Source organism: Pseudomonas paraversuta (genome assembly GCF_904067025.1).
Classification (GTDB): domain Bacteria; phylum Pseudomonadota; class Gammaproteobacteria; order Pseudomonadales; family Pseudomonadaceae; genus Aquipseudomonas; species Aquipseudomonas paraversuta.
On the sequence record NZ_CAJFDA010000001.1, the window covers coordinates 2,024,984 to 2,051,022 of the forward strand.

Sequence of the window (26,039 nt, forward strand, 5' to 3'; positions counted from 1 at the left end):
GCCTGCATTATCAAGGAAAGTCTTATGCCAGTTACAGCTGTCAGCGGTTCCGCTTCCGGGATCGGCGCCGCCGTGTGTGCGCAATTGCGGGCTGCGGGGCACCGCATCATCGGAATTGACCGGGCCAATGCCGAGGTGGTCGCCGACCTGTCCACCCGTGACGGGCGCCGGGCGGCAGTGGCCCAGGTGCTTGAACAGTCTGGTGGTGTGCTTGACGGGCTGGTGTGCTGTGCCGGACTGGGCGTTACCGCGTCTTCCAGCAGCCTGGTGCTGGCGGTGAACTATTTTGGCGTCAGTGAATTGCTTGACGGCCTGGCCGATGCATTGGCCAAGGGCGAGAACCCGGCGGCGCTGGTGATAGGTTCAGTGGCGGCCACCCAGCCCGGTGCCGATCAGCAGCCAATGGTCGCTGCGCTGCTCGCCGCTGACGAAGCGCAGGCCCTGCAACTGGCGGACGACCTCGGCCAGCCGCATGTGGCCTATGCCAGCTCCAAGTACGCGGTGACCTGTGAGGCCCGGCGCAAATCGGTGCAATGGGCCAGGCAGGGAATCCGTTTGAATGTGGTTGCCCCTGGAGCCGTCGAGACTCCGCTGCATCAGGCAGCCAAGGATGACCCGCGGTTTGGCAAGGCGGTGAGTGATTTTGTTGCGCCATTGGGGCGCGCCGGTCATCCCGAGGAAATCGCCCGGGTGGTGGCGTTTTTGCAGTCGCAGCAGGCCAGCTTTGTCACCGGCAGCGTGATCTTTGTCGATGGTGGTATGGACGCGATGGTGCGTGCGCAACGCTTCTGATTTTTGAGGAACCCCTATGAACAAAGTGGCATTTATTACCGGCGCCAGCCGTGGCATCGGGCGTGAAACAGCTCTGGCATTCGCCCGTGCAGGTTTTGATCTGGCCATTAGCGCGCGCAGTCTGGATGAAGGTGAAAGTCATGTGCACGGCTTGCGCAACCCGGACGGCACGGCATTGCCCGGCAGTCTGAACGGCACCGCGGCAGAGATTCGCGAACTGGGGTGCAAGGTTCTGGTGGTGCCCATGGACCTGCTCGACAGTGACTCGGTACTGGCCGCCAGTGAGGCGGTGTTTGCCGAATATGGCCGGGTGGATGTGCTGGTCAACAATGCGATTTATCAGGGCAGCGACCTCAACTCGCCCTTTATGGAGTTGCAGCCCGAGACCTTGCAGCGGGTGTTTCAGGGCTATGTGCTGACCCCGTTTTTGCTGACCCGGGCGGTGGTCGGGAAAATGCTGGAGCAGGGTGGCGGGGTGGTGATCAACGTCACCTCCGGGGCCGGAGAAACCGACCCTCCAGTGGCTGCCGGCAAGGGTGGCTGGGGCTATGCCTATGGTGCAGGCAAGGCTGCGGTGTCGAGGTTGTCGGGTATTTTGTCGGTGGAACTGGGTGAGCAGGGGATACGGGCTTATACCCTCAACCCCGGGGTTGTGACCACTGAGGCGCTGCGTGCAACCATTGGCGATAAAGGCGTGATTGCCCTGCGCGCCGGCTCTGCGCCGCCAGAGGTTCCGGCGGCGGTGATGCTGTGGTTGGCGACTGACGAAGCCGCGCGCGATTACCAGCGTCAAACCATTCACTGCCAGCCGTTTGCCCGTGAGCACGGGATAGTTGCCGACTGGCGCTGACACGCCGGGCTCCTGCAGGGGTTATGCATTTTCATGGCTGCACTCTGCAGGAGCGGGCTTGCCCCGCCACAGGATCGGCGGGCTGTCTGTGCCTTGGCCGGTTGCCTGCATCGCCGGCAAGCCGGGCTCCCAGAGGATTTGTGCAAGTCCTGTCTCTAGTCCATCTGAACGATGAGCCCGCCTCCCGCCTCGGTGAAGATCAATCAGGCACGCGTCCTGGTCCCTAACCTGAGGAATAATAAAAATGACTAAACTCGCTGAAATCCACGTCGAGAATGCGTTAGCTCCGCGCTTTGGCCGGGGATGGCATTGCCTGGGCGAGGCGGATGAATACCGTGATGGAAAATTACATACCCTGAACATCTTCGGCTCCCGCCTGCTGGCCTACGCCACCTCCAAGGGCGAGATCAGTGTGCTCGACGCCCATTGCCCGCACATGGGTGCCGACCTGTCCCAGGGCACTATCGAGAACGACCGTGTGGTCTGTCCTTTTCACCATTGGCAGTACGAAGCCAGCGGGAAATGTGTCGAGATCCCGTATTGCAAGCGTATCCCGCCCAAGGCCAAAACCCGCGCCTGGTTGACCTGTGAAGTGAACAAGCTGCTGTTTGTCTGGAACAACCCGGAAGGCAAGCCGCCCGCTGAAGATGTGGTGATTCCGCACCTGCCAGAAATGGACAGCGATGAGTGGCTGCACAGCTGGCATCTGGACAAGATGATCATCGACACCAATCCTCGCGAGTTGGTCGACAACCTGGTGGATGCCCAGCATTTCGGCCCGGTGCACGGCACGCCGACCAAGTATTTCCACAACGTTTTCCAGGGGCATATTGCCGAGCAGATTTTCCATGGCGACTCCGAGCGCCTGGGCGGGGATCTGGTGGCGGAGTCGGCCTATTACGGCCCGGCTACTCACCTGACCCGCATGCGCGCCATGTTCGACGGTCAGGAAATCAAGTCCATTCTGCTCAACTGCCACGTGCCGATCGGCCCCAACAGTTTTGAACTGCGTTTTGGCTGCATGGTGAAAAAAGTCCCGGGCTGGAGCGATGCGCAAAACGAAGCGCTGGCGCTGGATTATGTGCAGCGTAACCGCGATTCGTTCTATCAGGACGTTGATATCTGGACCCACAAAGTCCGGGTCAATAATCCGGTTCTGGCCGAGGGCGACGGCCCTGTGTATCAGCTGCGCGAGTGGTATCAGCAGTTCTTCACCGATGAGGCCGGCGTGCCGGCGAGCATGGCCGAACGCCGTGAAATCACGACCGTTGATCAACGCTGATTGATCAGCTCAGGGAAGGGCACTGCCAATGATGTTGAATCAACGCAAAACGCTGGTGTTTATGCTGGCCGCGAGTCTGGCATCGACCATTGGCGGTTTGCCTTTCAATACGCTGCCTATTTTGCTGGGTTCACTGGCGGATAGTTTTGGCTTTGCAGCGAGCCAGATCGGCTTGCTGGGGTCTGTGTGCTTTACCGGTTATCTGCTGGGTACCCTGGTGGCCGTGGGCTTTATTGACCGTTGCAACTGGCGCGCACTGACCTTCGGGTGTGCGCTGGGCTCAGCGCTGGCGTTGCTCGTCTCCTCGCAGTTACCTGCAGCTGCGCAGTTGCCCTTGTGGGCCCTGATCGGTTTTTTCGCAGCGCTCATGACCTGTCTCGGGTTACGCATCATGGCCGAAATGCCTGACAAGGAGCGGGCCTTGGGGATGCGCCAGGGCATTGAACTCGGTCTGGTGGCACTGGTGCTGTTTGTCCTGCCCTCGCTGGTGATTGCCCATTTTCACTACGCAGGGGCTGCGCTGGTGTTGGCGGCAATGATTCTGTTACTGAGCCTGAGCGCATTTGCATTGCCCGGGCGCAGTGATTTCGCGGTTGATCAAGCGAAAGACAGTTCCCTTCAAGGCCGTTTTCGCTTCCCGGTGCCGGCATATTGGGCTCTGGGCTTTTTCTTCGTGTTTGGCGCCGGCCAGATTGGCCTGTGGGCGTTTCTTGAACGCCTGGGGCATGGGCTGGATGTGGCACCGGCGCAGATGGGGGTGGTGTTTGCGGTGCTCAAGTTGCTGGGCGGCGCGGCTGCCCTGGCGCTGGCCCTGATCGGCGACCGCCTGGGGTCGCGCTGGCCGCATTTGCTGGTATTGGCCGTGATTGGTGCCGGCTTGCTGTTGTTGGCCTATGCCCAGGGCTTTGTGATGTACGCACTGGGGGCCTGGATCTGGGAAGTGGGTTTTTGCTGGGGCTGTATTTACCAGAGCGCCGCTGTCGCCAGGCTGGATCCGAGCGGCCGCGCGATCATGTTGGTACCGGCAGCGTTCGCCCTGAGCTCGATGGTCGGACCGGCCCTTGCCGGGCAATTGGTCGCCGGCGGGTTTGGCGGGTTGTTGTGGCTGGCACTGGGCACGGCCGTGGTGCCAGTGCTGGCTTTTGCCGGATTACTGGCCAGTCGCCTGACGCTGCGGCCGTTGGCGCTACCCGCACAAGGCTAAGGTACTACTGGCTTTTTGATCCGTGCTGCTTAAGATGTCTGACATCTCAAGGTCACCGGGCTTGGATCAGGGCCAATGCTGAACAAAGACACCATCTCTATTCATCTGGTGCGTGAGGCGCTGCTGCAGAGCTGCGCGCCGGGCAAGGCCATGGACGAAGTGCTGCATAAGGTCGGGATCGACCCGCAGTTGCTCGGTCAGCCGCAGGCCCGGGTGCCTGCGGTTGTTTATGCGCGCCTGTGGCGACTGCTGGCGCGACGCCTGGATGATGAGTTCTTTGGCATGGACCCGCGCAAGCTCAGGCATGGCAGCCTGGCGTTCATGTCGCGCGCGGCCATGGTCCAGCCCACCCTGGCCCAGGGGCTGGAGCTGGTACTGGGGTTTCTGTCGTTGATGCTCGAACGCATGCCTGCGCGTCTGGTACGCCAGCAGAGCCTGGCGGAAATTGTCTTGCATGAATCTGACGCCGGGTCGGGCCGCGCTTTTACCTACTTCACCTACTGGATGATCGTGCACGGCGTTGCCTGCTGGCTGGCGGGCCGACGGATTCCGATCATGGCCATCGAGCTGCGCTGCGCTGCGCCTGATTACTGCGAAGATTATGAAGTGATGTTCTCCGCCAACCTGCGTTTTGACCGCCCGCGTACGCGGATGATCTTTGCCGCTGATTGTCTGGCAGCCCCGATCAAGCGCAGCCCCGAGGAGTTACAGAGCTTTCTGGCCCAGGCGCCGGCCAATATCCTGGTCAAGTACCGTGATCCGCAAAGTCTGGGCAGTCAGATCAAGCAGGATTTGCGGCAATTGCCTGCGCATCAGTGGCCGGAAACCGGGGGCATGGCCCAGCGGTTGTGCATGTCGGCTTCAACCTTGCGTCGGCGTCTGGCGGAGGAAGGGCAGACCTGGCAAGGAATAAAGGACAGTGTGCGCAAGGAGCTGGCTATTGGCTGGCTGGCAGAGCCGCAACTGAGCTTCGCCGATATTGCGCTGCGCCTGGGCTTTGCCGAAACCAGCTCGTTTTACAAGGCGTTCCGCAAATGGTCGGGGACCAATCCGGGGCATTATCGGAGTCTGATTCTGCAGGGGGCGGAGTCCCCGACGGCGTAGGCACGGATGGATATTCGATCGCTGTGCGATCGATCGATCGCAGCCTCGCGTAGCTCGTCAGCGGCTACGCAGGTTGCGATCGGCGACGCGGTTGTCGTTAAGCCGAGCCCAGCCCTGTAGTCGTGCGTATCCTGCCTTCCAGGCGACGCTTGAGGCCCCGAGGTTCGATCATCAGTCTGGACCCCTTGGCCGCATTGGCCCGGCCCCATTCCTCAAACAGTTCCAGGCACGAGTGGTCGATATAGCTCAGGTTGTTGAGTGGTACATGCACGCTGCTACCGGCAGGCACCCGCGACAGTATCTGGGTCAAGGCCGGAACCTTGAGGAAGGTTGCCGCGCCGGTGAGGCGTAACTCCATTTCACCCGCCACGGGCAGTTCAATCAGGCTGATCTTGAGCCTCGATGCCTTCCACGCCAGTTTCGCCAGGGTCAGACCAAAGCCCACCAGTACCCCGGTCAGCAAGTCGCTGAAGATGATCGCCAGCGCTGTTGCCGCGTAGGTAAACATCGGCATCCGCCCATAGCGCCCAAGACCACGAAACGCCTTGAGATCCACCAGCTTGATCCCGGTATAGACCAGTACACCCGCCAGGCTCGCCACCGGAATGCTTTGCAGCACACTGGACAGCAGCAATACAAAAGCCAAAAGCCAGACGCCATGGAACATCGCCGAAAGCCGCGTCGTGGCACCTGCCTGTACATTGGCCGAACTGCGCACTATGACGCCGGTCATCGGCAAGGCTCCGACCAGGCCACACAGCATGTTGCCGACACCCTGCGCCGACAGTTCTTTATCGAAGTCGGAGCGCTGGCCATTGTGCATGCGGTCAACGGCTGCCGCCGAGAGCAGGGTTTCGGCACTGGCGATAAACGCCACGGCGAACGCCGCAACCAGCAGGCTGGGATCGGCCAGGTTGAGCAGGTCGGCAGGGCGTAGCCAGTCGATGGCGTCTGCCAGGTTTTCCGGGACTTGCACGCGCTTGACCTGCAAGGCCAACAGCAGGCTGGCACCCGTGGTCAGGCCCACGCCCAGCAAGGCGCCGGGGACAAAACGCAATTTATGCGGGCGTAATTTATCCCAGGCCCACATCACCAGCATGGTGGTCAGGCCAAGCAGGCCGGCTTGCCAGCCAAGACCGGGAATGGCCTCGGCCACGGCGGCCGGGAAGCCTGTCAGGTTATCCAGCCCCGACGGTTGGGGGACGCCGTCGAGCATCACATGCACTTGTGACAGTACGATCAGTACCCCGATCCCGGCGAGCATGCCGTAGACCACGGCCGGGGCCGTAACGCGGAACCAGCATCCCAGGCGCAGACGCCCGGCCACCAGTTGCAGAAAGCCGGCCAGTAGCAGGATCGGCCCCAGCATGGCCATGCCGTGCTGGCGCACCAACTCGAAGACCAGGACTGCCAACCCGGCGGCCGGACCACTGACTTGCAGCGGTGAGCCGGCCAACCAGCCGACGACCAGGCCGCCGATGATCCCGGTGATCAGGCCTTTGGCCGGCGGCATCCCGGAGGCGATGGCAATGCCCATGCACAAGGGCAGGGCGACCAGAAACACCACCACCGAGGCCAGCAGCTCCCGTGGCAGTACAGCTTTTAATTGTGCAGCACGCATGATGATTCTCCCTGAGGTTTATTGAGGCGCATCCAGGCTTGTCTGAACTGTGTAATGCGGTGGCAAGGAGGGGTCAGAAGCGCGCTCTGGGGGTCGCGCAAGGGATGTCTTGCAGGTTGTCCAAAGGCAGAAAACAGCCGCGCTCGGCGTCGTAGGCTTTGATCTGACTGGTTTCGATGTTGTAGACCCAGCCATGGATGAACAATTGTCCGTTGGCCATGCGCGAGGCCACGGACGGGTGAGTGCGCAGGTGCTGCAACTGGGCAATCACGTTTTCTTCGGTGAGGGCGTGCATGCCTTCGGCTTCATTGGCACAGGCACAGTTCTCCTGGACCATGGTTTTGGCAACTTCGGCATGGCGCAACCAGGCTTTGACCGTGGGCATTTTGTCCAGGCTGCGGGGGTTGAGCACAGCGCGCATCGCGCCACAGTCGGAGTGCCCGCAAACGATGATGTGCTGCACGCCCAGTGCCAGGTTGGCGTATTCGATGGCCGTTGATACGCCGCCGTTCATCTCGCCGTAAGGTGGCACGACATTGCCGACGTTACGGGTCACAAACAAATCTCCGGGGGCACTCTGGGTGATTAATTCGGGGACGATGCGTGAATCTGCGCAGGCAATGAACATTGCCCTTGGTCGTTGGGCCGTGGCCAGTTTTTTGAACAGGTCTTTCTGTTGCGGAAAGACCTCCCGATGAAAATGTAAAAAACCTTCGACAATAAGGTGAAGCGCTGCGTCGGCATGTTCCGTTTCGGGAGGGGAGCATGCTGCAGCCGATGACTGTGTGACTTTATTATCCATCATTCAACCTCTGTGGCAGAGCGGGTTAATAGTTAATGCGAGTCATTTGTGACTCGCCGGTCACACTAGCGCGCGAAACTTAACTAAACCTTAATGGGCCGCTCTAGAACAAGGGTTTGATGATGTTAAAAGGCAACTACAGTGGCGGTGTGAGAGGGGGTAGGGCGACCGTGATGCCTGGGTCTCGAGCAGGCTTTTTATGACACAGAGCTCGCGAGCAAGCTCGCTCCTGCAGGGTAGGGGGCAATAGCAGCCCCCGGTGCAGGGTTCAGAGCAACCACATCCCCGCCAGACCGCTGAGCACGCCCACCAGCATGGTCATCAGCGCCACGCTGATCAGGACCCGGGCGTCGAAGTCTTTGCGCAGCATCAACAATGACGGCAGGCTCACGCTCGGCAAGGTCATCAGCAGCGCTACGGCAGGGGCGGTGCCCATGCCCAGTGCCATCATGGTTTGCACAATCGGGATTTCAGCTGCCGTCGGGATCACGAACAGGGTGCCGATAATGGCCAGCGGTACCAGCCACATCAGGCTGTCGCTCATGGCACCGTCCACATGGGGGAACAGCCACACCCGCGCCGCGCCCAGCAGCAGGACTGCCAGCAGGTAGACCGGGATGGTGTTCCAGAACAGTTGCCATAGCGTTCGGCCCCAGCGGCTGAAGAAATTCTGCTGATCGATCACACTGGCTTCCGATACGGCATCCAGGGCTGCTTCAGGGATGCTCTCGGGACGCGAGATGCGCTGCGCAATCAGGGACACGCCGATCACCAGTATCACCCCTGCGACCAGACGCAGCGCGGTAAAGCCCCAGCCCAGTACAAAGCCCATGAACACCAGGGTGGCCGGGTTGAGGACCGGGTTGGCGATCCAGAATGCCAGTGCCGCACCGACCGAGACTTTTTGCCGGCGCATGCCGGCGGCCACAGGTGCGGCGCAGCAGGTGCACATCATGCCAGGCAGGGCGAACAGGCCGCCGCGCAGGGTCGAACCCAGCCCGGCCTTGCCAAACAGGCGCAGTAGCCAGTCGCGGGGAATCAGGACCTGAATCAGTGAGCCGAGAATGACCGCCAGGACGGCTGCTTTCCAGATCGCCAGGAAATACACCTTGGCATAGGCCAGTGCAGCGGCAACGGGTTCGCCCTGATTGTCGTTGAGGATCGACGCACCGATGCTGTGGTTATCGGCGGCGACAAACGCCTTGAAGTAGTAGGGCGACCATTTGACGTAGTACAGACCGATCCCCGCGACCAGCAGGAACAGCAAAGGCTTCCACCAGAATGACCAGCCCCGGGCGGGTCTGGGTGAGGAGAGACTGGACATAAAGAATTACCGAACGCTGGGAAATAGCGCGGCATCATACCTGAGCGCACAGTCCGGGGGGTGGCTGCTTGCCCAGGAGCAACTTGCCAGTGACCGGGGGTCAGTCCGATTTAACGGTGGCGACGTCAGCGGCCTTGATTTTGATGTGCTTGCCGGCAATGTCGACGAATTCGTAAAAGCCATCCTTGCCGGTGGTTTTTGGCTGGTCTTTGGTCAGGTATTGCGTGCCGTTTTGCAGGGTCACGACCGTAGGTGCTGCACAGCCCGCCAGGCCCAAGACAGCAGCCAGGAGTAAAGGCAAACCGATAACGTTGATCTTCATGCAAGTACCTTGGTTCGTTCGCAAATAAGCAGTTGGTCGTGCCGGGCCTGATGCAATGGCCAGCGTTGAAAGTGGTTGCCGCATGTGACCGCTTTTTACGTCGGGAGTGCGTCATGGGCAGAGATAAATTTTAAACGGCCGGTGCATCGCGACCGGGCCCGCAGCGTGGGCCGTATTAAACGCCAGCAGGCCCGGGAAAAGCCAGAAACTGTGGTACGTCACTGGTTTTACGGCGATTGCAGGGCGGCGGCGAGCATGGCCCCGGGCTCGATCAGGAGCAGACCCGTCAGGTCGGGCAACCTTTGGCGCCATTGTTCAGGCCCTGCTTGTCCACCCGGCTAAGGAGGCTGGCCTTGCCGTCTTTCCAGGTCAGGGTCAGCACATACAGGGAATCAAAGTCACCGCCGGACCAGTCGTCAGTCAGCGTGGTCTTTTTGCCCAGGGCTTTGCTGGCGACGCCGTTGATCAACTCGGGCAGATAGCCATGGGACCATGCGGTGTAGATGGTTGCATTGTGATACTTGTCGTCAGTCAACTCGTTGGCCAGGGCCCGGGTATCGTTGGCCGAGTACTCCAGATTGATCGGCAAACCCAGTTTGATGGCGCTGGGATTGATGGTCATCAGCGGCCGGACATAACTGTAGGCGTCATCGTCGGCGCCTTCTTCAACCTGGCGCGAAGGGTCGGCGGCAAATACGTAATCGGCCTTGCCATAGCGTTGTGGCAGCAGGGTCGCCAAATCTATGGCACGGTTCAGTCCCTGGCAATTGAGTTGCCCAAGACCGTCGGCAGGTTTTTCCGCATGGCGCATGAAAACCAGTGTCTGCACACCGTCTATGGGTTGGGCAAAAACTTTATCGGCATGCACTGCCAGCGTGATCGCACCGGCGACGAGTAGCGCGGGGATGACGCCGAGCAGATAAGGCTTGAGTCGGGGGGTGTTCCAAACAGCTTTGGTCATGGGGCTCTTCTGGTTAGGTCCATTAAGGCTGACCTGCCTGGACGCGGCGAGTGGGGGTTCTCGGGCGTTGATCCCTGTCGTGTGTAAACGTCCTATGATTCTCCTCCTTGAGTCAAAGTGTCTATTAGACGCCTTTTTCGATATTGGTTCGGTTATACCTGTGCAATATGGGGATTTTCTTACAATTTGAGCCTGAGGGCCCGATCGATGCTTCCTGTGCCACTTAGAAGGTCCAGCAACCCCCTTCATCAGCGTGTGCGTGCCTGGCGCGGCCGGGTGGGGCTGGGGTTGGTCGCAAGTTTGTCGGTACTGGCGGGCATGACCGATGCCATCGGCTTTCTGGCCACCGGCGATTTCGTCTCGTTCATGAGTGGTAACACGACCCGAATGGCAGTGGCGATTGGCGAGGGTGATGGGTCCATGGCGCTACGCCTGATCTTTGCCGTGCTGGCGTTTATTACGGGCAACGCCGTGGGTGTTTTGCTGGGGCGTTTGAGCGGTCGCCGGGCGTTACCCTTGATGCTGGTGATTGCCGGTCTGTTGTGCACGGCGGCGCTGTTGCCGTTCGATACCCGGGTTCCGGCATTGCTGGCGGCAATTGTGGCCATGGGCATGCTCAATGCCGCTGTGGAGCAGGTTAACGGCCTGCCGGTGGGGCTGACGTATGTGACCGGCGCGTTGTCGCGTTTTGGCCGGGGGCTGGGGCGCTGGATGCTGGGGGAACGGCACAGCGGCTGGCGAGTGCAACTGGTGCCATGGACCGGGATGTTGCTGGGAGCTGTACTGGGGGCATTGCTGGAGGCGCACTTCGGGCTTCGGGCCATGCTGTTCAGTGCCGGTTTTGCCACCGTACTGGGGCTGGTGTCGCTGAAGATTCCGCGGCGCTGGCAGCGAGATTACATGCCGCGCTAGGCGGCTTGTCTAACCCGAATGGTCGATACGCGGGTCAGTGCCTGCAGGATAAGCTGGGGCACCAATAGCCATCGGGGGAGAAATAATGAAGGTGCTGGCCTGTATCAAGCGAGTGGTCGATTACAACGTCAAGGTTCGCGTCAAAGCGGACAACTCCGGCGTTGACCTCGCCAACGTCAAGATGTCGATGAACCCCTTCTGCGAAATCGCTGTGGAAGAAGCCGTGCGCCTGAAAGAGAAAGGCGTTGCGACTGAAATCGTCGTCGTCTCCATCGGCCCGACCACGGCTCAGGAACAGCTGCGTACCGCGCTGGCTCTGGGTGCCGATCGCGCCATCCTCGTCGAATCTGCCGAAGACCTGACCTCGCTGGCCGTTGCCAGGTTGCTCAAGGCCGTGGTCGACAAGGAACAGCCGCAACTGGTGATCCTGGGCAAACAGGCCATCGACAGCGACAACAACCAGACCGGCCAGATGCTGGCTGCGTTGACCGGCTACGGTCAGGGCACCTTCGCTTCCAAAGTTGAAGTGGCGGGCGACAAGGTTGCCGTTACCCGTGAAGTTGACGGCGGCGCGCAAACTGTTTCGCTGAGCTTGCCGGCCATCGTCACCACCGACCTGCGTTTGAACGAGCCGCGTTATGCGTCCCTGCCAAACATCATGAAGGCCAAGAAGAAGCCGCTTGAAGTGCTGACGCCAGAGGCGTTGGGCGTTTCGACCGCTTCGACCAACAAGACCCTGAAAGTTGAAGCGCCGGCGGCACGCAGCGCCGGCATCAAGGTCAAGTCGGTGGCTGAACTGGTCGAGAAACTGAAAAACGAAGCGAAGGTAATCTAAAGATGACTATCCTGGTAATCGCCGACTTTTTAGAAGGAAAGGATGGCAAGGCGCTGGCTCCGGCCACGCTGAACACCGTGGCCGCTGCCGCAAAAATCGGTGGCGAGATCAACGTTCTGGTTGCAGGCCAGGGCATTGGTGCTGTGGCTGAAGCTGCTGCGCAAATCGCTGGTGTGGCTAAAGTGCTGGTGGCTGACAACGCGGCTTACGCCCATCAGTTGCCGGAAAACGTTGCTCCGCTGGTAGCTGCTCTTGTACAAGGAGCGGGGGCTGCGGGCTACAGTCACGTCCTGGCTGGCGCTACTTCCAACGGTAAAAATATCCTGCCGCGTGTTGCTGCGCAGCTGGACGTTGACCAGATCTCCGAGATCATCTCGGTTGAAAGCGCTGACACCTTCACCCGTCCGATCTATGCCGGTAACGCCATTGCCACCGTGCAGTCCACTGCGCCAGTCAAGGTGATCACCGTGCGTGCCACCGGTTTCGATCCGGTTGCTGCCCAGGGTGGTTCGGCAGCCATTGAAGCGGTTGCAGCAGTGCACGATGCAGGCATTTCCTCGTTCGTTGGTGAAGAGCTTGCCAAGTCGGATCGTCCGGAGCTGACAGCTGCCAAAATCGTCGTTTCCGGCGGTCGCGGCATGCAGAACGGCGATAACTTCAAATACCTGTATGCACTGGCCGACAAGCTGGGTGCAGGTGTCGGCGCCTCCCGTGCGGCGGTTGATGCCGGTTTTGTAGCGAACGACATGCAGGTCGGCCAGACCGGCAAAATCGTTGCGCCACAGCTGTACATCGCAGTTGGTATCTCCGGCGCGATCCAGCATCTGGCCGGTATGAAAGACTCCAAAGTGATCGTTGCGATCAACAAGGACGAAGAAGCGCCGATCTTCCAGGTGGCCGATTACGGCCTGGTTGCGGACCTGTTCGAAGCCGTTCCCGAGCTGCAATCTGCGGTCTGAACTACCCCATGTAAAAGGCCCTCCTGATCAGGAGGGCCGAAAGGGCTAAAGCGCGATGCTGCGGGGGTGTTGCGCAACTCAGGCGGTTGTTTGAGTCAGCAGGTCACCGAGGAAGGCATAGGCAAATCCGAAGTAAATGAATACACCCACCAGGTCCATCACTGAGGTGATCAGCGGTGAACTCAGGGTGGCCGGGTCGGTACCGATCCGGCGGGCCAGGAAGGGCAGCAGTGCACCGATTATTCCGCCCAGTGTGGTGCACACCAGCATGCTCAGACCCACCACCATGAGGATGTCGAAACCTACACCCTTGCTGAAGTGCGCCAGAACGATTTCCAGAACCGCGATGGCAATACCCAGTGCAGCCGCCACTGGCAGTTCGCGCTTGAGAATGAACCACACGTCACGCCAGCGCAGTTTCAGTTCACCCAGCGCCATGGAGCGGATCACCAGGGTCGCAGACTGGCTTCCGGTATTGCCGCCCATGTCGACAATGGGGGCGATAAAGGCGGCCAGGATGATTGCCTGGGACAGGATTTCCTCTTGGGCTGCCACGAAGTTGCTGGTGATGATGCCGAAGAAGGTCAAGATCGCCAGCCAGAAGACCCGCACGCCGAACATTTTCTTGAAAGGCGAGTTGCGCACATCCAGATCAGGCCCGCCCAGTGAAGCTGTACCCCCGAACCGCGCCAGCTGGGTAGCATCCTGCTCTTTTTCGATATCCATGGCGTCGTCGACGGTGACTATGCCGATCATGCGTTTGTCTGCATTGATCACCGGCAGTGCCAGCAGGTCATAGCGGCGAATGAGTTCGACAGCGGCTTCCAGCGGCTGCTGGGCCTGGGCAAGTACCGGCTCGTGCTTCATCAAATCACTGATCCGGGTGGCCGGGGTGGCCAGTACCAGATCGCGCAGGGCAACTGTACCCAGTAGACGCCGCTCAGTGTCGAGCACGAAAAGCACATCAAGGGTCTCTTTGTCCGGAGCCATCGCGCGCAGGGATGCGATGGCTTGTTCGACGTTCATTTCAACAGCCAGTGCGGCGTAGTCGGAGGACATGGCGGAGCCAACGGTGCCCTCCGGATAGGCCGCCAGCTTAAGGATGTCATCACGTTCGCTCTTGGTCAGTTCCGGCAGCAGTTTCTGCCGGGCATCTTTGCTCAAGCGGTTGAATATGTCGGCCCGGTCATCCGAAGGGAGCTGCTCGAACAGAGCAACCACTTCATCTGCCGGCATTGCTTGCAGGAGCAAGTCCTGGCGGGCCGCCGGGAAGTACGCAAAGAGCGTTGCACGTTGTTCGGCGCTCAAAAGCAGGAGCAAACTGGCGGTCTGGACCGTATCGCAATGATCCAGTGCATCGATCACGTCGATGGCAGGGGTGGTGCTGACGATCTGGGCAAATACCTTGGCATCAAGTGAGCGAGCGAGGGTGCGGACAGCAAACAGCAGATCTTCGCGGTTCATTATTTTTCTCCCGCGGTGTGGGACTGGACGGTGTGACGTGCATGGGAGCGGATCAGTGGGCGTGCTGAACGCTGCAAATTACTCAGGCAGGCAGAGGAAAAGCGCAAAGGCATGACTTTCTCCTGGCTGGCTGCCCATGCAGAGGGGCCCGGGTGAAATCAAGGCGCGCCTCTGGCATGGAGCCAGACAATTGGACTGGAAATAAAAAGGACTATGGTTGGCGTTGATCTATCGGGGTCGGGGTCCATGAGACACCTCCATGGTTCACTGATGCGCTGAACGTACTAAGCTCTGGTCAGTGGGGGACAAGCAGGGGCGAACACGCCGCAGGCTGATCCTGAGTCGATGAAAAAGGCCTTGCTGGTACTGTCGGCCGATAACCTGTGCGGCAGGGATCGGCATGACCTGGGCGCTGAAAATTGCGCGCAGTATCCGCGGCATTGCAACCCGGTCGGAGTTGTAATACCGGAAACAGTTGGAGTTGGCTAAAAGTGCGTAGTCTGGTTGCCCAGCGCTATAAGAAGCCGTATCTCGATCTTGGCGAGAAACGGCAGAAGAAAGGCTGCGCGTTATCTCGCTGAGATTTTACCGATTGTTTTAACTGGTCGGTCACTGTCGCTCGAACAAGTACCCACAAAGGTCTCCGCTATTAATAAGGCGCCGAGATAATAAACAGGAAAAGATAAAACTGTAAATTGGAAAGTTGTTGGCGGTAGAGTGTGTATTCAGCGATTTCCCCCGTCGCTCATGGCTGCAGGGCACGGGTTATAGGCGTGTGCTGGAGATGGGCGGGTATGGGGTAAAATGTAAGTGTATTTTTCTGGTGGCAACTGTCTTATCTAGACAGCATATAGACAGTATTCGAATGGCAAGCTGCCGGTTATTAATGGCTGAGAGAAAGTTGGAGCCGAGTTACGGATTTAACTATCAAGTAGGCGGCACTGGAGTGATATGACTTCAGGTCTTTGTAGAGCAGGCAGTATGAGGGGGGGGTTGATAGTTTGTTGCTGGTTTCGAGTCGTACATCTATTTGTCATAGTTGCGTGGTAGTGCATCGCCGGCTTGTGCAGATGTTTTGAAACAAGAAGGGCTGAGTTCCGTACGGAACTCAGCCCTTGGGCCCGGGTGTAGAACTGTTCCACCCGGGTTTTGCATTACCGAAGGTTATCAGCTGTAGCTGTTAACTTTGACCAGTACCGGCTCGGTTTGAGCCTTTTCCCAGGTCAGGGTCAGGGTTTGCAGTACGCGCGCCATGTAGTCGGTATCGGCAGCGGCCTTCTTGCCCACGTAGCCCTGGCCACGGCGGTACATCTTGAGATGGGCGCGCATTTGTGGGCGGTCCTTCTCGAATGCGGTTTCTTCCTTGCAGGCAGCGACCGGGTCGATGCGAACATCACCAGCTTCGCTGATCCACAGGATGTGGTCGTTCAACGTGTCTTTCTGGGCGGCGAAGAGTCGAGCCAGCTCATTAACAGTCGGTTGATTATTCAGGTTCATAGCTAACTCCTTGACCACTCGTTGATCTGTCTAATTGATTCGCGCAACTGCACCTGCAGCGCTACGTAGTGTCTATCTAAAGCAGATCCGGCCTTGAGTCAGTCCTGTGTAGTGGATATCTCAAGCACTACACAAACAGCGTACAGCGAGGGAGAGCAGCGTGAACCAGGATGCAAGGGTGACATGACACATCAGCCACAAGCGTCTTGAGGACGTTTCGCTAGCAACTCACGCCCTGAACGTGGACGATCAAGCCAGGTCAGCTTCATCAATTCTGCCTTGTGGGCAGTACCTATCCCGGAACAGCTCGACAGCTCGTCGAACATGCTTACAACAACCCTTTCCAGCGCTTCCGGTGGGGAAGACGTCTGCATAATGCTGGGGGAAAAGTGAGTCGTCAATACATATGTAGTGATTATTTTCAGGCACTACATATGTGACTCGGCAGTCTGTTTTCTGCATGCCGGTCATCGTCCGGGGCGGGGCGAATTGCCCGGGAGCGGGCCTGTCTGGCGATGATTGCACCCTGTGCTGCCTGATATAGCGGCTCCTGCCTGGACCCGCTCTGCTAGTATCTGGCGCTTTGACAACGACTAGAGGTACCCATGAGCGAGCCGATTCGCCTGACCCAGTACAGCCACGGTGCGGGCTGTGGCTGCAAGATTTCGCCTCAGGTACTGGAAGTGATCCTTGCCGGCAGCGGGGCGCAGAACCTCGACCCCAAACTCTGGGTAGGCAATGCGTCCCGCGACGATGCAGCTGTTTATGCCCTGGATGAGGAGCGCGGTGTGGTTTCAACCACCGATTTCTTCATGCCAATTGTTGATGATCCCTATGATTTCGGGCGGATTGCGGCCACCAATGCCATCAGTGACATCTACGCGATGGGCGGTGATCCGTTGATGGCGATTGCGATTTTGGGCTGGCCGGTACATTTGTTGCCGCCGGAAGTGGCCCGTGAAGTGATTCGCGGCGGCCGTGCGGTCTGTGACGAAGCGGGCATTCCTCTGGCGGGCGGCCACTCGATTGACACCCCGGAGCCAATTTTCGGTCTGGCGGTGACCGGTGTGGTCAACAAGCGCCATATGAAACGCAACGACACAGCCACCGCAGGTTGCCATTTGTACCTGACCAAACCCTTGGGCATCGGCATCCTTACCACTGCCGAGAAAAAGGGCAAATTGCGTACTGAAGACGTCGGCGTGGCACGGGACTGGATGTGCAGCCTGAACAAAATCGGCAGCCAGTTCGCCAGGCTCGAAGGGGTCACGGCAATGACCGATGTCACCGGTTTTGGCCTGCTCGGGCATTTGGTGGAAATGGCCGACGGCAGTCATCTGACTGCACAGATCAAGTACGCCAAAGTGCCGAAACTGGCCTCGGTCGAGTACTACCTTGAACAGGGTTGCGTGCCCGGCGGCACCTTGCGCAATTTTGACAGTTACGCGAGCAAGCTTGCGCCGTTGCAAGAGCTGCACAAGCTGGTGCTCTGTGATCCGCAAACCAGTGGCGGACTGTTGGTGGCCGTCACTGCGCAGGGTAATCAGGCGTTCATTGAGATGGCTCGCGAGCACGGGCTGGAACTGGAATCGATCGGCCAGCTGGTAGAGCGACAGACGTACGCGGTTGAGGTGTCATGATGGCTCATGACGTAACCGACTTCCGCGAGCTGTTCCTTAATGACCGGCCGATGATGGACACCCGGGCGCCGATCGAATTCAACAAGGGCGCCTTCCCCGGCGTGGTCAACCTGCCGCTGATGACCGACCACGAGCGGGAGCGTGTAGGCACCTGCTACAAGCAACAGGGCCAGCAGGCCGCCGTGGTGCTCGGGCACCAGCTGGTGTCGGGCCAGACCAGGGCCGAGCGTCTTGAGGCCTGGGCCGACTTTGCCCGCGCCAACCCGGATGGCTGCCTGTATTGCTTTCGGGGCGGCATGCGTTCGCAAATCGTCCAGCAATGGCTCAAGCAGGACGCCGGGATCGACTACCCGCGGGTTACCGGCGGCTATAAGGCATTGCGTACCTTCTTGATCCAGACCGTCGACGACGCTGTGCAACAGTGTGACCTCACCGTACTTGGCGGCATGACCGGCACCGGTAAAACCGACGTGCTGGTGCAGCTCGACAATGCGCTGGACCTCGAAGGGCACGCCAATCACCGGGGTTCAAGCTTCGGCAAACGCGCTACCGGACAGCCTTCGAACATCGACTTTGAAAACCGTCTGGCCATTGATGTGCTGAAAAAGCGCGCCCGGGGCCACGAACGTTTGGTGCTGGAAGATGAAAGCCGCACGGTCGGTAGCTGTGCCTTGCCGTTAGCCCTCTATCAGCGCATGCAAGACGCGCCGATGGTCTGGCTCGAAGACAGTCTGGACAGCCGCGTCGAGCGCATTTTGCGTGACTACGTGGTGCAGCTGTGTGCCGAATTCACCGCCAAAAACGGTGAGCACGGCTTCACCCTGTTTTCACAACGCTTGCTGGAAAGCCTGTCCAATATTCAGCGACGTCTGGGCGGCGAACGTCATCAGCGTTTGCAGGCGGTGATGCAAGCGGCGCTCAAAGAACAGGCGAGTTGCGGGGCGGTTGATCTGCACCGGGTCTGGATCGAGGCTTTGCTGCGCGAATATTACGACCCGATGTATAGCTTTCAGCGGGAGAAAAAAGGTTCGCGCATTGTCTTTGCCGGCGATCAGGCGGCCGTGCTGGAGTACCTGCGAAGCTAGTTGCGCATTGGCCAAACCAGTCACTCAGCTTGAGCGGTTTGACTATTGTTGCAGAGCCCTCCCGAGGCGATCATCAGCAGGATTTTTCACGGTTCCCATCCTAAAAATAAAGACCGAGGGATTCTGCTGATGCGCGACTATCTGACCACGATGGCTGACTTTGATTACCAGCGAACGGTGACTGGAGCACTGGACGGTCATCTGGCAGCACTCAATGCCTGCGTCGAATGCTGCGACCGCCACGCCCTGCCGGGCCGTATTGCGTTGTTCTGGGAAGGGCGCGATGCCACCAGCGCGACCTACACCTTCAGCCAGTTACAGGAACAGGCAGCACGCTTTGCCAATTTCCTGCTGGCTCAAGGGGTCCGGCGCGGCGACAAAGTGGCAGGCTTGCTGCCACGCAATGTCGAGCTGCTGGTGGTGGCCTTCGCCGCTTGGCGTATCGGCGCCATCTACCAGCCCCTGTTTACCGCGTTCGGTCCCAAGGCCATCGAGCACCGTATCAACAGTTCGGGGGCGGCGCTGGTGGTCACCGATGCGGCTAACCGTTACAAACTCGATGAGGTCAATGCTTGCCCGCCGATTGTCACGGTGGCCGGTGCCAAGGGGCAGGGCCTGGTTCGCGGTGATTTCAGTTTCTGGGCCGAGCTGGACAACTACCCGCCGGTCTGTGAACCGGTGATGCTGACCGGCGAAGATCCGTTTTTGCTGATGTTCACCTCGGGCACTACCGGGCCGGCCAAGCCGCTTCTGGTTCCGCTCAAGGCAATTGTCGCGTTCCAGAGCTATACCCGCGATGCGGTGGATTTGCGCCCCGAGGATTCATTCTGGAACCTGGCCGATCCGGGCTGGGCCTACGGCATTTATTTCGGAATTGCCGGGCCGCTGTCGATGGGCCATCCCATCACCTTCTACGATGGCCCGTTCACGGTTGAAAGCACCTGTCGGGTGATCACCAAGTACGGCATCACCAACCTCACCGGCTCGCCCACGGCTTACCGCATGCTGATTGCCGCCGGGAGTGCGTTCTCAAGCAAGGTCAAAGGCCAGTTGCGTGCCGTGAGCAGCGCCGGTGAACCGCTGAACCCGGAAGTCATTCGCTGGTTCGCCGATGAGCTCAACGTCACCATTCACGATCACTACGGCCAGACCGAACTCGGCATGGTGCTGTGTAATCACCACGGCCTGGATCATCCCGTGCATCTGGGTGCCGCCGGCTTCGCCTCGCCGGGCCACCGGATTGTGGTGCTCGATGACAATCATCAGGAGCTGCCGGTGGGCCAGCCGGGCATTCTGGCCGTGGACCGCAGCCAGTCGCCGATGTGCTGGTTCGCCGGCTATCAGGGCTTCAACACCAAGGCATTTGTCGGCAATTACTACTTGAGCGGCGACACCGTGGAGTTGAACCCGGACGGCAGCATCAGCTTTGTCGGACGCAGCGATGATGTGATCACCACTTCCGGTTATCGGGTCGGACCTTTCGATGTTGAAAGTGCCCTGATCGAGCATCCCGCAGTGATCGAAGCCGCCGTGGTGGGCAAGCCGGACCCCGAGCGTACCGAGCTGGTCAAAGCCTTTGTCGTACTCGGCCCGCAGTACCTGGGCGATGCGCAACTGGCTGAAGCCCTGCGTTTGCATGTGCGTCAGCGTCTGTCGGCCCATGCCTATCCCCGTGAAATCGAGTTCGTCAGCGAATTACCCAAAACCCCGAGCGGCAAATTGCAGCGTTTTATTTTGCGCAATCAGGAAATCGCCAAGGCCGAACTGGCCGCAAGCGCCAAAGTCACGGCTTGACCGTCAGGCAAAATTTCAGGACATATCATGCAAATCGAGAACAAGGTTTTTATCGTCACCGGCGGTGCCTCGGGACTGGGGGCTGCAACGGCCGAGATGCTGGTCCAGGCCGGCGCCAGGGTCATGCTGGTGGACATGAACGCCGACGCCGTGGCCGCACAAGCCACCAGGCTTGGCAGCCAGGCCCGAAGCGCGGTAGCGGATATCAGCCAGGAAGGCGCGGCGCAGGCGGCCGTTGAGGCCACGCTAGCGGCCTTCGGCGCCGTCAACGGGCTGGTCAATTGCGCGGGGATCGTGCGCGGCGAAAAAATCCTCGGCAAAAATGGTCCCCATGCCCTTGAAAGCTTCAGCCAGGTGATCAACGTCAACTTGATCGGCAGCTTCAACATGCTGCGCCTGGCCGCCGAGGCGATTGCGCAAGCCACTGCCGATGCAGAGGGTGAGCGCGGGGTGATCATCAATACTGCCTCGGCTGCCGCCTTTGACGGTCAGATCGGCCAGGCGGCCTATGCCGCTTCCAAAGGTGCAATCGCCAGTCTGACCCTGCCTGCGGCGCGTGAATTGGCGCGTTTCGGGATTCGGGTGATGACCATCGCCCCGGGCATTTTTGAAACGCCGATGATGGCAGGCATGACCCCGCAGGTGCGTGAATCGCTGGCCGCCGGCGTGCCGTTCCCTGCGCGCCTGGGCAAACCTGCCGAGTACGCTGCGCTGGTGCGGCACATCATTGAAAACAGCATGCTCAATGGCGAGGTGATCCGTCTCGACGGTGCCTTGCGCATGGCCGCCAAATAAGAGGTATGAAATGACAATTGCCAATGATCCGGTAGTGATTGTGAGTGTGGCGCGTACGCCCATGGGTGGTTTTCAGGGCGACTTCAAAGGCCTGACTGCACCGCAACTGGGCGCTGCTGCCATACGTGCCGCGGTCGAGCGCGCCGGCGTAGCACCCGATGGCGTGGAAGAAGTGCTGTTCGGTTGCGTACTGTCGGCCGGTCTCGGTCAGGCCCCTGCCCGACAAGCCGCCCTGGGGGCAGGGCTGGACAAGGGGACGCGCTGCACCACCCTCAACAAGATGTGCGGCTCGGGTATGGAGGCCGCCATTTTGGCCCACGACCGGCTGCTGGCCGGCAGTGTCGATGTGGTGGTGGCCGGGGGCATGGAAAGCATGTCCAACGCCCCCTATTTGCTCGACCGTGCCCGCAGCGGTTACCGCATGGGGCATGGCCGGGTACTGGACCACATGTTCCTCGACGGCCTGGAAGACGCTTACGAGCGAGGACGTCTGATGGGCACTTTTGCCGAAGATTGTGCCCAGGCCCACGGCTTCACCCGTGAAGCCCAGGACGCCTTTGCCGTGGCTTCGCTGACCCGTGCCCAGCAAGCGATCAAGGACGGCAGCTTCAGCGCCGAGATCGTGCCGGTGCAGGTGACTGTTGGCAAAGAGCAGCACCTGATCAGTGATGACGAGCAGCCGCCCAAAGCCAATCTGGCAAAAATCCCGAGCCTCAAACCGGCTTTTCGCGAAGGCGGAACGGTGACGGCAGCCAACTCCAGTTCGATTTCCGACGGCGCGGCGGCCCTGGTGTTGATGCGCAGCTCGCAAGCGCAAAAGCGCGGCCTCAAACCATTGGCGGTCATCCACGGCCATGCGGCCTTTGCCGATGAGCCCGGGCTATTTCCGACGGCGCCTGTGGGGGCGATCAAGCGGCTGATGAGCAAGACCGGCTGGACCCTGGATACAGTCGACCTGTTCGAAATCAACGAAGCTTTTGCGGTGGTCAGTCTGGTCACCATGGACGAGCTGGCTATCCCCCACAGCAAGGTCAATGTCTACGGTGGCGCCTGTGCCCTGGGCCATCCGATTGGCGCCTCGGGCGCGCGGATTCTGGTGACTCTGATTTCGGCCTTGCGCCAGCACAAGCTCAAGCGCGGCGTAGCAGCGATCTGCATCGGCGGCGGTGAAGCCACGGCAATTGCCGTGGAATGTCTGGATTAAGGAACTCGTATGCTTGCCACATCAGAACAATTACAGATTCGCGACGCGGCGCAGCAGTTTGCCCAAGAGCGTTTGAAGCCCTTTGCAGCCGAGTGGGACAAGCAGCATCGCTTCCCGCGCGAAGCCATCAACGAGATGGCCGGGCTGGGTTTTTTCGGCATGCTGGTGCCCGAAGAGTGGGGCGGCTGTGACACCGGCTACCAGGCTTACGCCATGGCCCTTGAAGAAATTGCCGCTGGCGATGGTTCCTGTTCGACCATCATGAGCGTGCACAACTCGGTGGGGTGTGTGCCTATCCTCAAATACGGCACCGAGCAGCAGAAACGCGAGTTCCTCATCCCGCTGGCCAGTGGTGCAATGCTAGGGGCCTTTGCCCTGACCGAGCCACAAGCTGGCTCTGATGCCAGCGACCTGAAAACCCGGGCTCGCCGCGAAGGCGATTACTACGTGCTCAATGGCTGCAAGCAGTTCATCACCTCGGGGCAAAATGCCGGCGTGGTGATAGTGTTTGCCGTCACCGATCCTGCGGCGGGCAAGCGCGGGATTACGGCCTTTATCGTGCCCACTGATTCGCCGGGCTACAGCGTGGCGCGGGTTGAAGACAAGCTGGGGCAGCATGCCTCGGACACCTGCCAGATCCTGTTTACTGACCTGAAAATTCCGCTCGCCAACCGCCTGGGCGAAGAAGGGCAGGGCTACAAGATTGCCCTGGGCAACCTGGAAGGCGGTCGTATCGGCATTGCCTCACAGGCGGTGGGCATGGCTCGCGCAGCCTTTGAGGCCGCCCGTGATTATGCCCGCGAGCGCGTGACGTTCGGTCAGCCGCTGATTGAGCATCAGGCGGTAGCGTTTCGCCTGGCCGACATGTCCACCGAAATCGCCGTCGCCCGGCAAATGGTGCGCTACGCCGCTGCCCTGCGGGACAGCGGGCAATCGGCGCTGGTCGAGGCCTCCCAGGCCAAGCTGTTCGCCTCGGAAATGGCCGAGCGCGTCTGTTCCCGGGCGTTGCAAACCCTGGGCGGTTATGGCTACCTGAACGACTTCCCGCTGGAGCGAATCTATCGCGATGTGCGGGTATGCCAGATCTACGAAGGCACCAGCGATATCCAGCGCATGGTTATTGCGCGCAATCTTTGAATTGAGGACTTGATCGATGAGCTACGAAACCATTCTGCTGGACATCCACGACCATGTTGGCCTGATCACCCTGAACCGGCCGCAGGCGCTGAACGCCCTGAATGCGCAACTGATCAGTGAAGTGAACCATGCACTGGACCAGCTGGAAGCCGACAACAGCATTGGCTGCATCGTTATCACCGGTTCGAAAAAATCCTTTGCTGCGGGCGCAGATATCAAGGAAATGGCCGACCTGACTTACCCGCAAATCTATCTGGAAGACCTGTTTTGCGACAGTGACCGAGTGGCTACCCGGCGCAAGCCGATCATTGCCGCGGTGGCTGGTTTTGCCTTGGGCGGCGGCTGCGAACTGGCGATGATGTGCGACTTTATCCTGGCTGGCGATAACGCCAAATTCGGCCAGCCGGAAATCAATCTCGGGGTGCTGCCGGGTATGGGTGGAACCCAGCGCCTGACCCGCGCAGTGGGTAAGGCCAAGGCGATGGACATGTGCCTCAGCGGTCGCTTCATGGGCGCTGAAGAAGCCGAGCGTTCAGGGTTGGTCTCCCGTGTGGTACCGGTTGATGAGTTGCTGGAAGAAGCCTTGAAAGTCGCCGCGACCATTGCCAGCAAATCGTTGCCGGTGCTGATGCTGACCAAGGAAAGCGTCAATCGCGCGTTTGAAGTCAGCTTGACGGAAGGCGTGCGCTTTGAGCGCCGGGTATTCCACTCCCTGTTCGCGACCCAGGACCAGAAAGAAGGCATGGCCGCATTCGTAGGCAAGCGCGCAGCACAGTTCAAAAATCAGTAACCCCACCTGTAGGAGCGAGCAAGCTCGCTCCTACAGGTTTGTTGTCAAATCAGACATTTCTTCAGGTCCCGGGCAATCACCATGCGCTGAGTGAATCCGGCTGATTGGCACGCCGCGGCAAGCACCAAACCTCTGTAGGAGCGAGCTTGCCTCGCGAGCTCTAGAGGCTCGCGAGCAAGCTCGCTCCTACAGATTTTTTGTCAGATCAGACATTTCTTCAGCCCCCGGGCAATCACCATGCGCTGAGTGAATCCGGCTGACTGGCACGCCGCGGCAAGCACCAATCCTCTGTAGGAGCGAGCTTGCTCGCGAGCTTTAGAGGCTCGCGAGCAAGCTCGCTCCTACAGGTTTGTTGTCAAATCAGACGTTTCTTCAGCCCCCGGGCAATCACCATGCTCTGAGTGCGTCCGGCTAACTGGCGCGCCGCGGCAAGCACCAAACCTCTGTAGGAGCGAGCTTGCTCGCGAGCTCTAGAGGCTCGCGAGCAAGCTCGCTCCTGCAGGTTTGTTGTCAGATCAGATAGTTCTTCAGCTCCCGGGCAATCACCATGCGTTGGATTTCACTCGATCCTTCATAGATCTGGGTGATTCGAGCGTCGCGGTAGTAACGCTCCACCGGATAATCTTCAAGGTAGCCATAGCCGCCATGGATCTGTATGGCTTTGGAACACACAAACTCAGCTATTTCCGAGGCAAACAGCTTGGCTTGCGAGGCTTCCGACAAGCACGGTTTGCCCGCGCTGCGCAGTCGGGCTGCATGCAGGATCAGCAACCGTGCTGCATTGAGCCGGGTTTGCATGTCCGCCAGCATGTTGGCCACACTCTGGTGCTCGATGATCGCTTTGTCGAACTGCACCCGGTCACGGGCATACCCCAGCGCCGCCTCAAAAGCGGCACGGGCGATCCCCAGGGCTTGAGCGGCAATCCCTATGCGGCCGCCTTCAAGGTTGGACAGGGCAATCGCCAGGCCTTTGCCGCGCTCACCCAGCAAGCTGGCTTCAGGGACCGTACAGTTGCTCAGGGTGACAGCGCAGGTGTCCGAGGCGCGAATGCCCATTTTGTGTTCGGTGCGGTCAACGATAAAACCCGGGGTGTCGGTGGGCACCAGAAATGCCGAAAGGCCTTTTTTGCCCAACTGCGGATCAGTCACAGCAAACACAATCGCCAGCTTGGCGCGCTTGCCATTGCTGACGAACTGCTTGGCGCCGTTGATCACCCACTGACCGTCACGCAACTCGGCGCGGGTGCGCAGGTTGTGCGCTTCCGATCCGGCCTGGGGTTCGGTCAGGCAAAAACAGCCAATGGCCTGGCCGCTTGCCAGGTCCGCCAGCCAGGTTTCTTTCTGTGCCTGGCTGCCATATTTGAGGATGGGGCCGCAGCCGACCGAGTTATGGATACTCATCAGTGCGCCGGTGGCGCCATCGCCGGCGGAAATCTCTTCCACGGCCAGGGCGTAGGCCACGTAATCGACATAGGTACCGCCCCACTCTTCGGGCACCACCATGCCCAGCAGGCCCAACTCGCCCATTTTCGACACCAGTGCGTCGTCGATCCAGCCGGCCTTTTCCCAGGCCTGGGCATGGGGGGCGATTTCGCGGCGGGCAAAGTCGCGAGCCATGTCGCGGATCATGACCTGCTCTTCAGTCAGTTCGAGGTCTTGCATGGC

General features: G+C 59.8%; 23 protein-coding genes. 15 read left to right on the forward strand and 8 right to left on the reverse strand.

Going from position 1 to position 26,039, the window contains the following annotated elements; all coding sequences use genetic code 11:
- The first annotated feature begins 24 nt into the window (after positions 1-24).
- The 5 genes from JQ848_RS09395 to JQ848_RS09415 all read left to right on the forward strand — a co-directional run bounded on the left by JQ848_RS09395 (position 25) and on the right by JQ848_RS09415 (position 5,232).
- A complete protein-coding gene (locus JQ848_RS09395; protein WP_161719721.1) occupies positions 25-792 on the forward strand; it encodes an SDR family oxidoreductase in 768 nt (255 codons plus the stop codon).
- Between the two features lie 16 nt (positions 793-808).
- Positions 809-1,642, forward strand: coding sequence for an SDR family NAD(P)-dependent oxidoreductase (locus JQ848_RS09400; RefSeq protein ID WP_010657366.1), 834 nt, complete (start codon positions 809-811; stop codon positions 1,640-1,642).
- Positions 1,643-1,886: 244 nt separating this feature from the next.
- Positions 1,887-2,924, forward strand: coding sequence for a Rieske 2Fe-2S domain-containing protein (locus JQ848_RS09405; protein ID WP_003446476.1), 1,038 nt, complete (start codon positions 1,887-1,889; stop codon positions 2,922-2,924).
- A gap of 28 nt (positions 2,925-2,952) precedes the next feature.
- The gene (locus JQ848_RS09410; protein ID WP_010657365.1) at positions 2,953-4,128 is read left to right on the forward strand and encodes an MFS transporter; all 1,176 of its coding nucleotides are present in this window, start codon (positions 2,953-2,955) and stop codon (positions 4,126-4,128) included.
- A 75-nt stretch (positions 4,129-4,203) separates the two neighbouring features.
- Complete coding sequence (locus JQ848_RS09415) at positions 4,204-5,232, forward strand: AraC family transcriptional regulator (RefSeq protein ID WP_003446479.1); 1,029 nt, start codon at positions 4,204-4,206, stop codon at positions 5,230-5,232.
- A gap of 97 nt (positions 5,233-5,329) precedes the next feature.
- Here the strand turns inward: JQ848_RS09415 and JQ848_RS09420 are convergent, their stop codons facing one another.
- The 5 genes from JQ848_RS09420 to JQ848_RS09440 all read right to left on the reverse strand — a co-directional run bounded on the left by JQ848_RS09420 (position 5,330) and on the right by JQ848_RS09440 (position 10,262).
- A complete protein-coding gene (locus JQ848_RS09420) occupies positions 5,330-6,853 on the reverse strand; it encodes a SulP family inorganic anion transporter (protein ID WP_003446481.1) in 1,524 nt (507 codons plus the stop codon).
- 73 nt (positions 6,854-6,926) lie between these two features.
- Positions 6,927-7,655, reverse strand: coding sequence for a carbonic anhydrase (locus JQ848_RS09425; protein WP_127196762.1), 729 nt, complete (start codon positions 7,653-7,655; stop codon positions 6,927-6,929).
- A gap of 268 nt (positions 7,656-7,923) precedes the next feature.
- Complete coding sequence (locus tag JQ848_RS09430; RefSeq protein WP_029612989.1) at positions 7,924-8,979, reverse strand: permease; 1,056 nt, start codon at positions 8,977-8,979, stop codon at positions 7,924-7,926.
- Between the two features lie 100 nt (positions 8,980-9,079).
- Entirely contained in the window at positions 9,080-9,301 is a 222-nt protein-coding gene (locus tag JQ848_RS09435) for a YgdI/YgdR family lipoprotein (RefSeq protein WP_161719726.1), read from the reverse strand.
- 286 nt (positions 9,302-9,587) lie between these two features.
- The gene (locus tag JQ848_RS09440; RefSeq protein WP_003446489.1) at positions 9,588-10,262 is read right to left on the reverse strand and encodes a histidine phosphatase family protein; all 675 of its coding nucleotides are present in this window, start codon (positions 10,260-10,262) and stop codon (positions 9,588-9,590) included.
- A gap of 207 nt (positions 10,263-10,469) precedes the next feature.
- On the opposite strand from JQ848_RS09440, the gene JQ848_RS09445 reads away from it, so the two are divergent.
- The 3 genes from JQ848_RS09445 to JQ848_RS09455 all read left to right on the forward strand — a co-directional run bounded on the left by JQ848_RS09445 (position 10,470) and on the right by JQ848_RS09455 (position 12,968).
- Positions 10,470-11,174, forward strand: a complete 705-nt coding sequence (locus JQ848_RS09445; protein ID WP_165439689.1) for a YoaK family protein — start codon at positions 10,470-10,472, stop codon at positions 11,172-11,174.
- Positions 11,175-11,259: 85 nt separating this feature from the next.
- A complete protein-coding gene (locus JQ848_RS09450) occupies positions 11,260-12,009 on the forward strand; it encodes an electron transfer flavoprotein subunit beta/FixA family protein (protein WP_202210531.1) in 750 nt (249 codons plus the stop codon).
- 2 nt (positions 12,010-12,011) lie between these two features.
- Complete coding sequence (locus tag JQ848_RS09455) at positions 12,012-12,968, forward strand: electron transfer flavoprotein subunit alpha/FixB family protein (RefSeq protein WP_202210532.1); 957 nt, start codon at positions 12,012-12,014, stop codon at positions 12,966-12,968.
- 78 nt (positions 12,969-13,046) lie between these two features.
- On the opposite strand, the gene mgtE is transcribed toward JQ848_RS09455, so the two are convergent.
- Both mgtE and JQ848_RS09465 read right to left on the reverse strand, forming a co-directional pair.
- Entirely contained in the window at positions 13,047-14,432 is a 1,386-nt protein-coding gene (gene mgtE / locus JQ848_RS09460; protein WP_003445057.1) for a magnesium transporter, read from the reverse strand.
- Between the two features lie 1,167 nt (positions 14,433-15,599).
- Positions 15,600-15,929: a hypothetical protein gene (locus tag JQ848_RS09465; RefSeq protein ID WP_003445056.1), complete on the reverse strand. Its 330-nt coding sequence runs from the start codon at positions 15,927-15,929 to the stop codon at positions 15,600-15,602.
- A gap of 605 nt (positions 15,930-16,534) precedes the next feature.
- On the opposite strand from JQ848_RS09465, the gene selD reads away from it, so the two are divergent.
- From selD to JQ848_RS09500, 7 genes are all read left to right on the forward strand, one after another.
- A complete protein-coding gene (gene selD, locus JQ848_RS09470; RefSeq protein WP_003445053.1) occupies positions 16,535-17,569 on the forward strand; it encodes a selenide, water dikinase SelD in 1,035 nt (344 codons plus the stop codon).
- The gene (mnmH, locus tag JQ848_RS09475; RefSeq protein WP_003445051.1) at positions 17,569-18,654 is read left to right on the forward strand and encodes a tRNA 2-selenouridine(34) synthase MnmH; all 1,086 of its coding nucleotides are present in this window, start codon (positions 17,569-17,571) and stop codon (positions 18,652-18,654) included. The genes selD and mnmH overlap by 1 nt, the downstream gene beginning before the upstream one ends.
- A gap of 129 nt (positions 18,655-18,783) precedes the next feature.
- Positions 18,784-20,448, forward strand: a complete 1,665-nt coding sequence (locus tag JQ848_RS09480; RefSeq protein WP_202210533.1) for an AMP-binding protein — start codon at positions 18,784-18,786, stop codon at positions 20,446-20,448.
- Positions 20,449-20,475: 27 nt separating this feature from the next.
- Positions 20,476-21,243, forward strand: coding sequence for an SDR family NAD(P)-dependent oxidoreductase (locus JQ848_RS09485; RefSeq protein WP_003445049.1), 768 nt, complete (start codon positions 20,476-20,478; stop codon positions 21,241-21,243).
- Positions 21,244-21,253: 10 nt separating this feature from the next.
- On the forward strand, positions 21,254-22,447 hold the full coding sequence (locus JQ848_RS09490) for an acetyl-CoA C-acyltransferase (protein WP_010657430.1): 1,194 nt from the start codon (positions 21,254-21,256) through the stop codon (positions 22,445-22,447).
- A gap of 9 nt (positions 22,448-22,456) precedes the next feature.
- Positions 22,457-23,584: an acyl-CoA dehydrogenase gene (locus JQ848_RS09495; RefSeq protein ID WP_160627447.1), complete on the forward strand. Its 1,128-nt coding sequence runs from the start codon at positions 22,457-22,459 to the stop codon at positions 23,582-23,584.
- 16 nt (positions 23,585-23,600) lie between these two features.
- A complete protein-coding gene (locus tag JQ848_RS09500; RefSeq protein WP_003445046.1) occupies positions 23,601-24,374 on the forward strand; it encodes an enoyl-CoA hydratase in 774 nt (257 codons plus the stop codon).
- Positions 24,375-24,884: 510 nt separating this feature from the next.
- Here JQ848_RS09500 and JQ848_RS09505 read toward each other — a convergent pair.
- Positions 24,885-26,036 carry an acyl-CoA dehydrogenase family protein gene (locus JQ848_RS09505; RefSeq protein WP_127197063.1) on the reverse strand — a complete coding sequence of 384 codons (1,152 nt, stop codon included), beginning with the start codon at positions 26,034-26,036 and terminating at the stop codon, positions 24,885-24,887.
- Positions 26,037-26,039 lie beyond the last annotated feature (3 nt).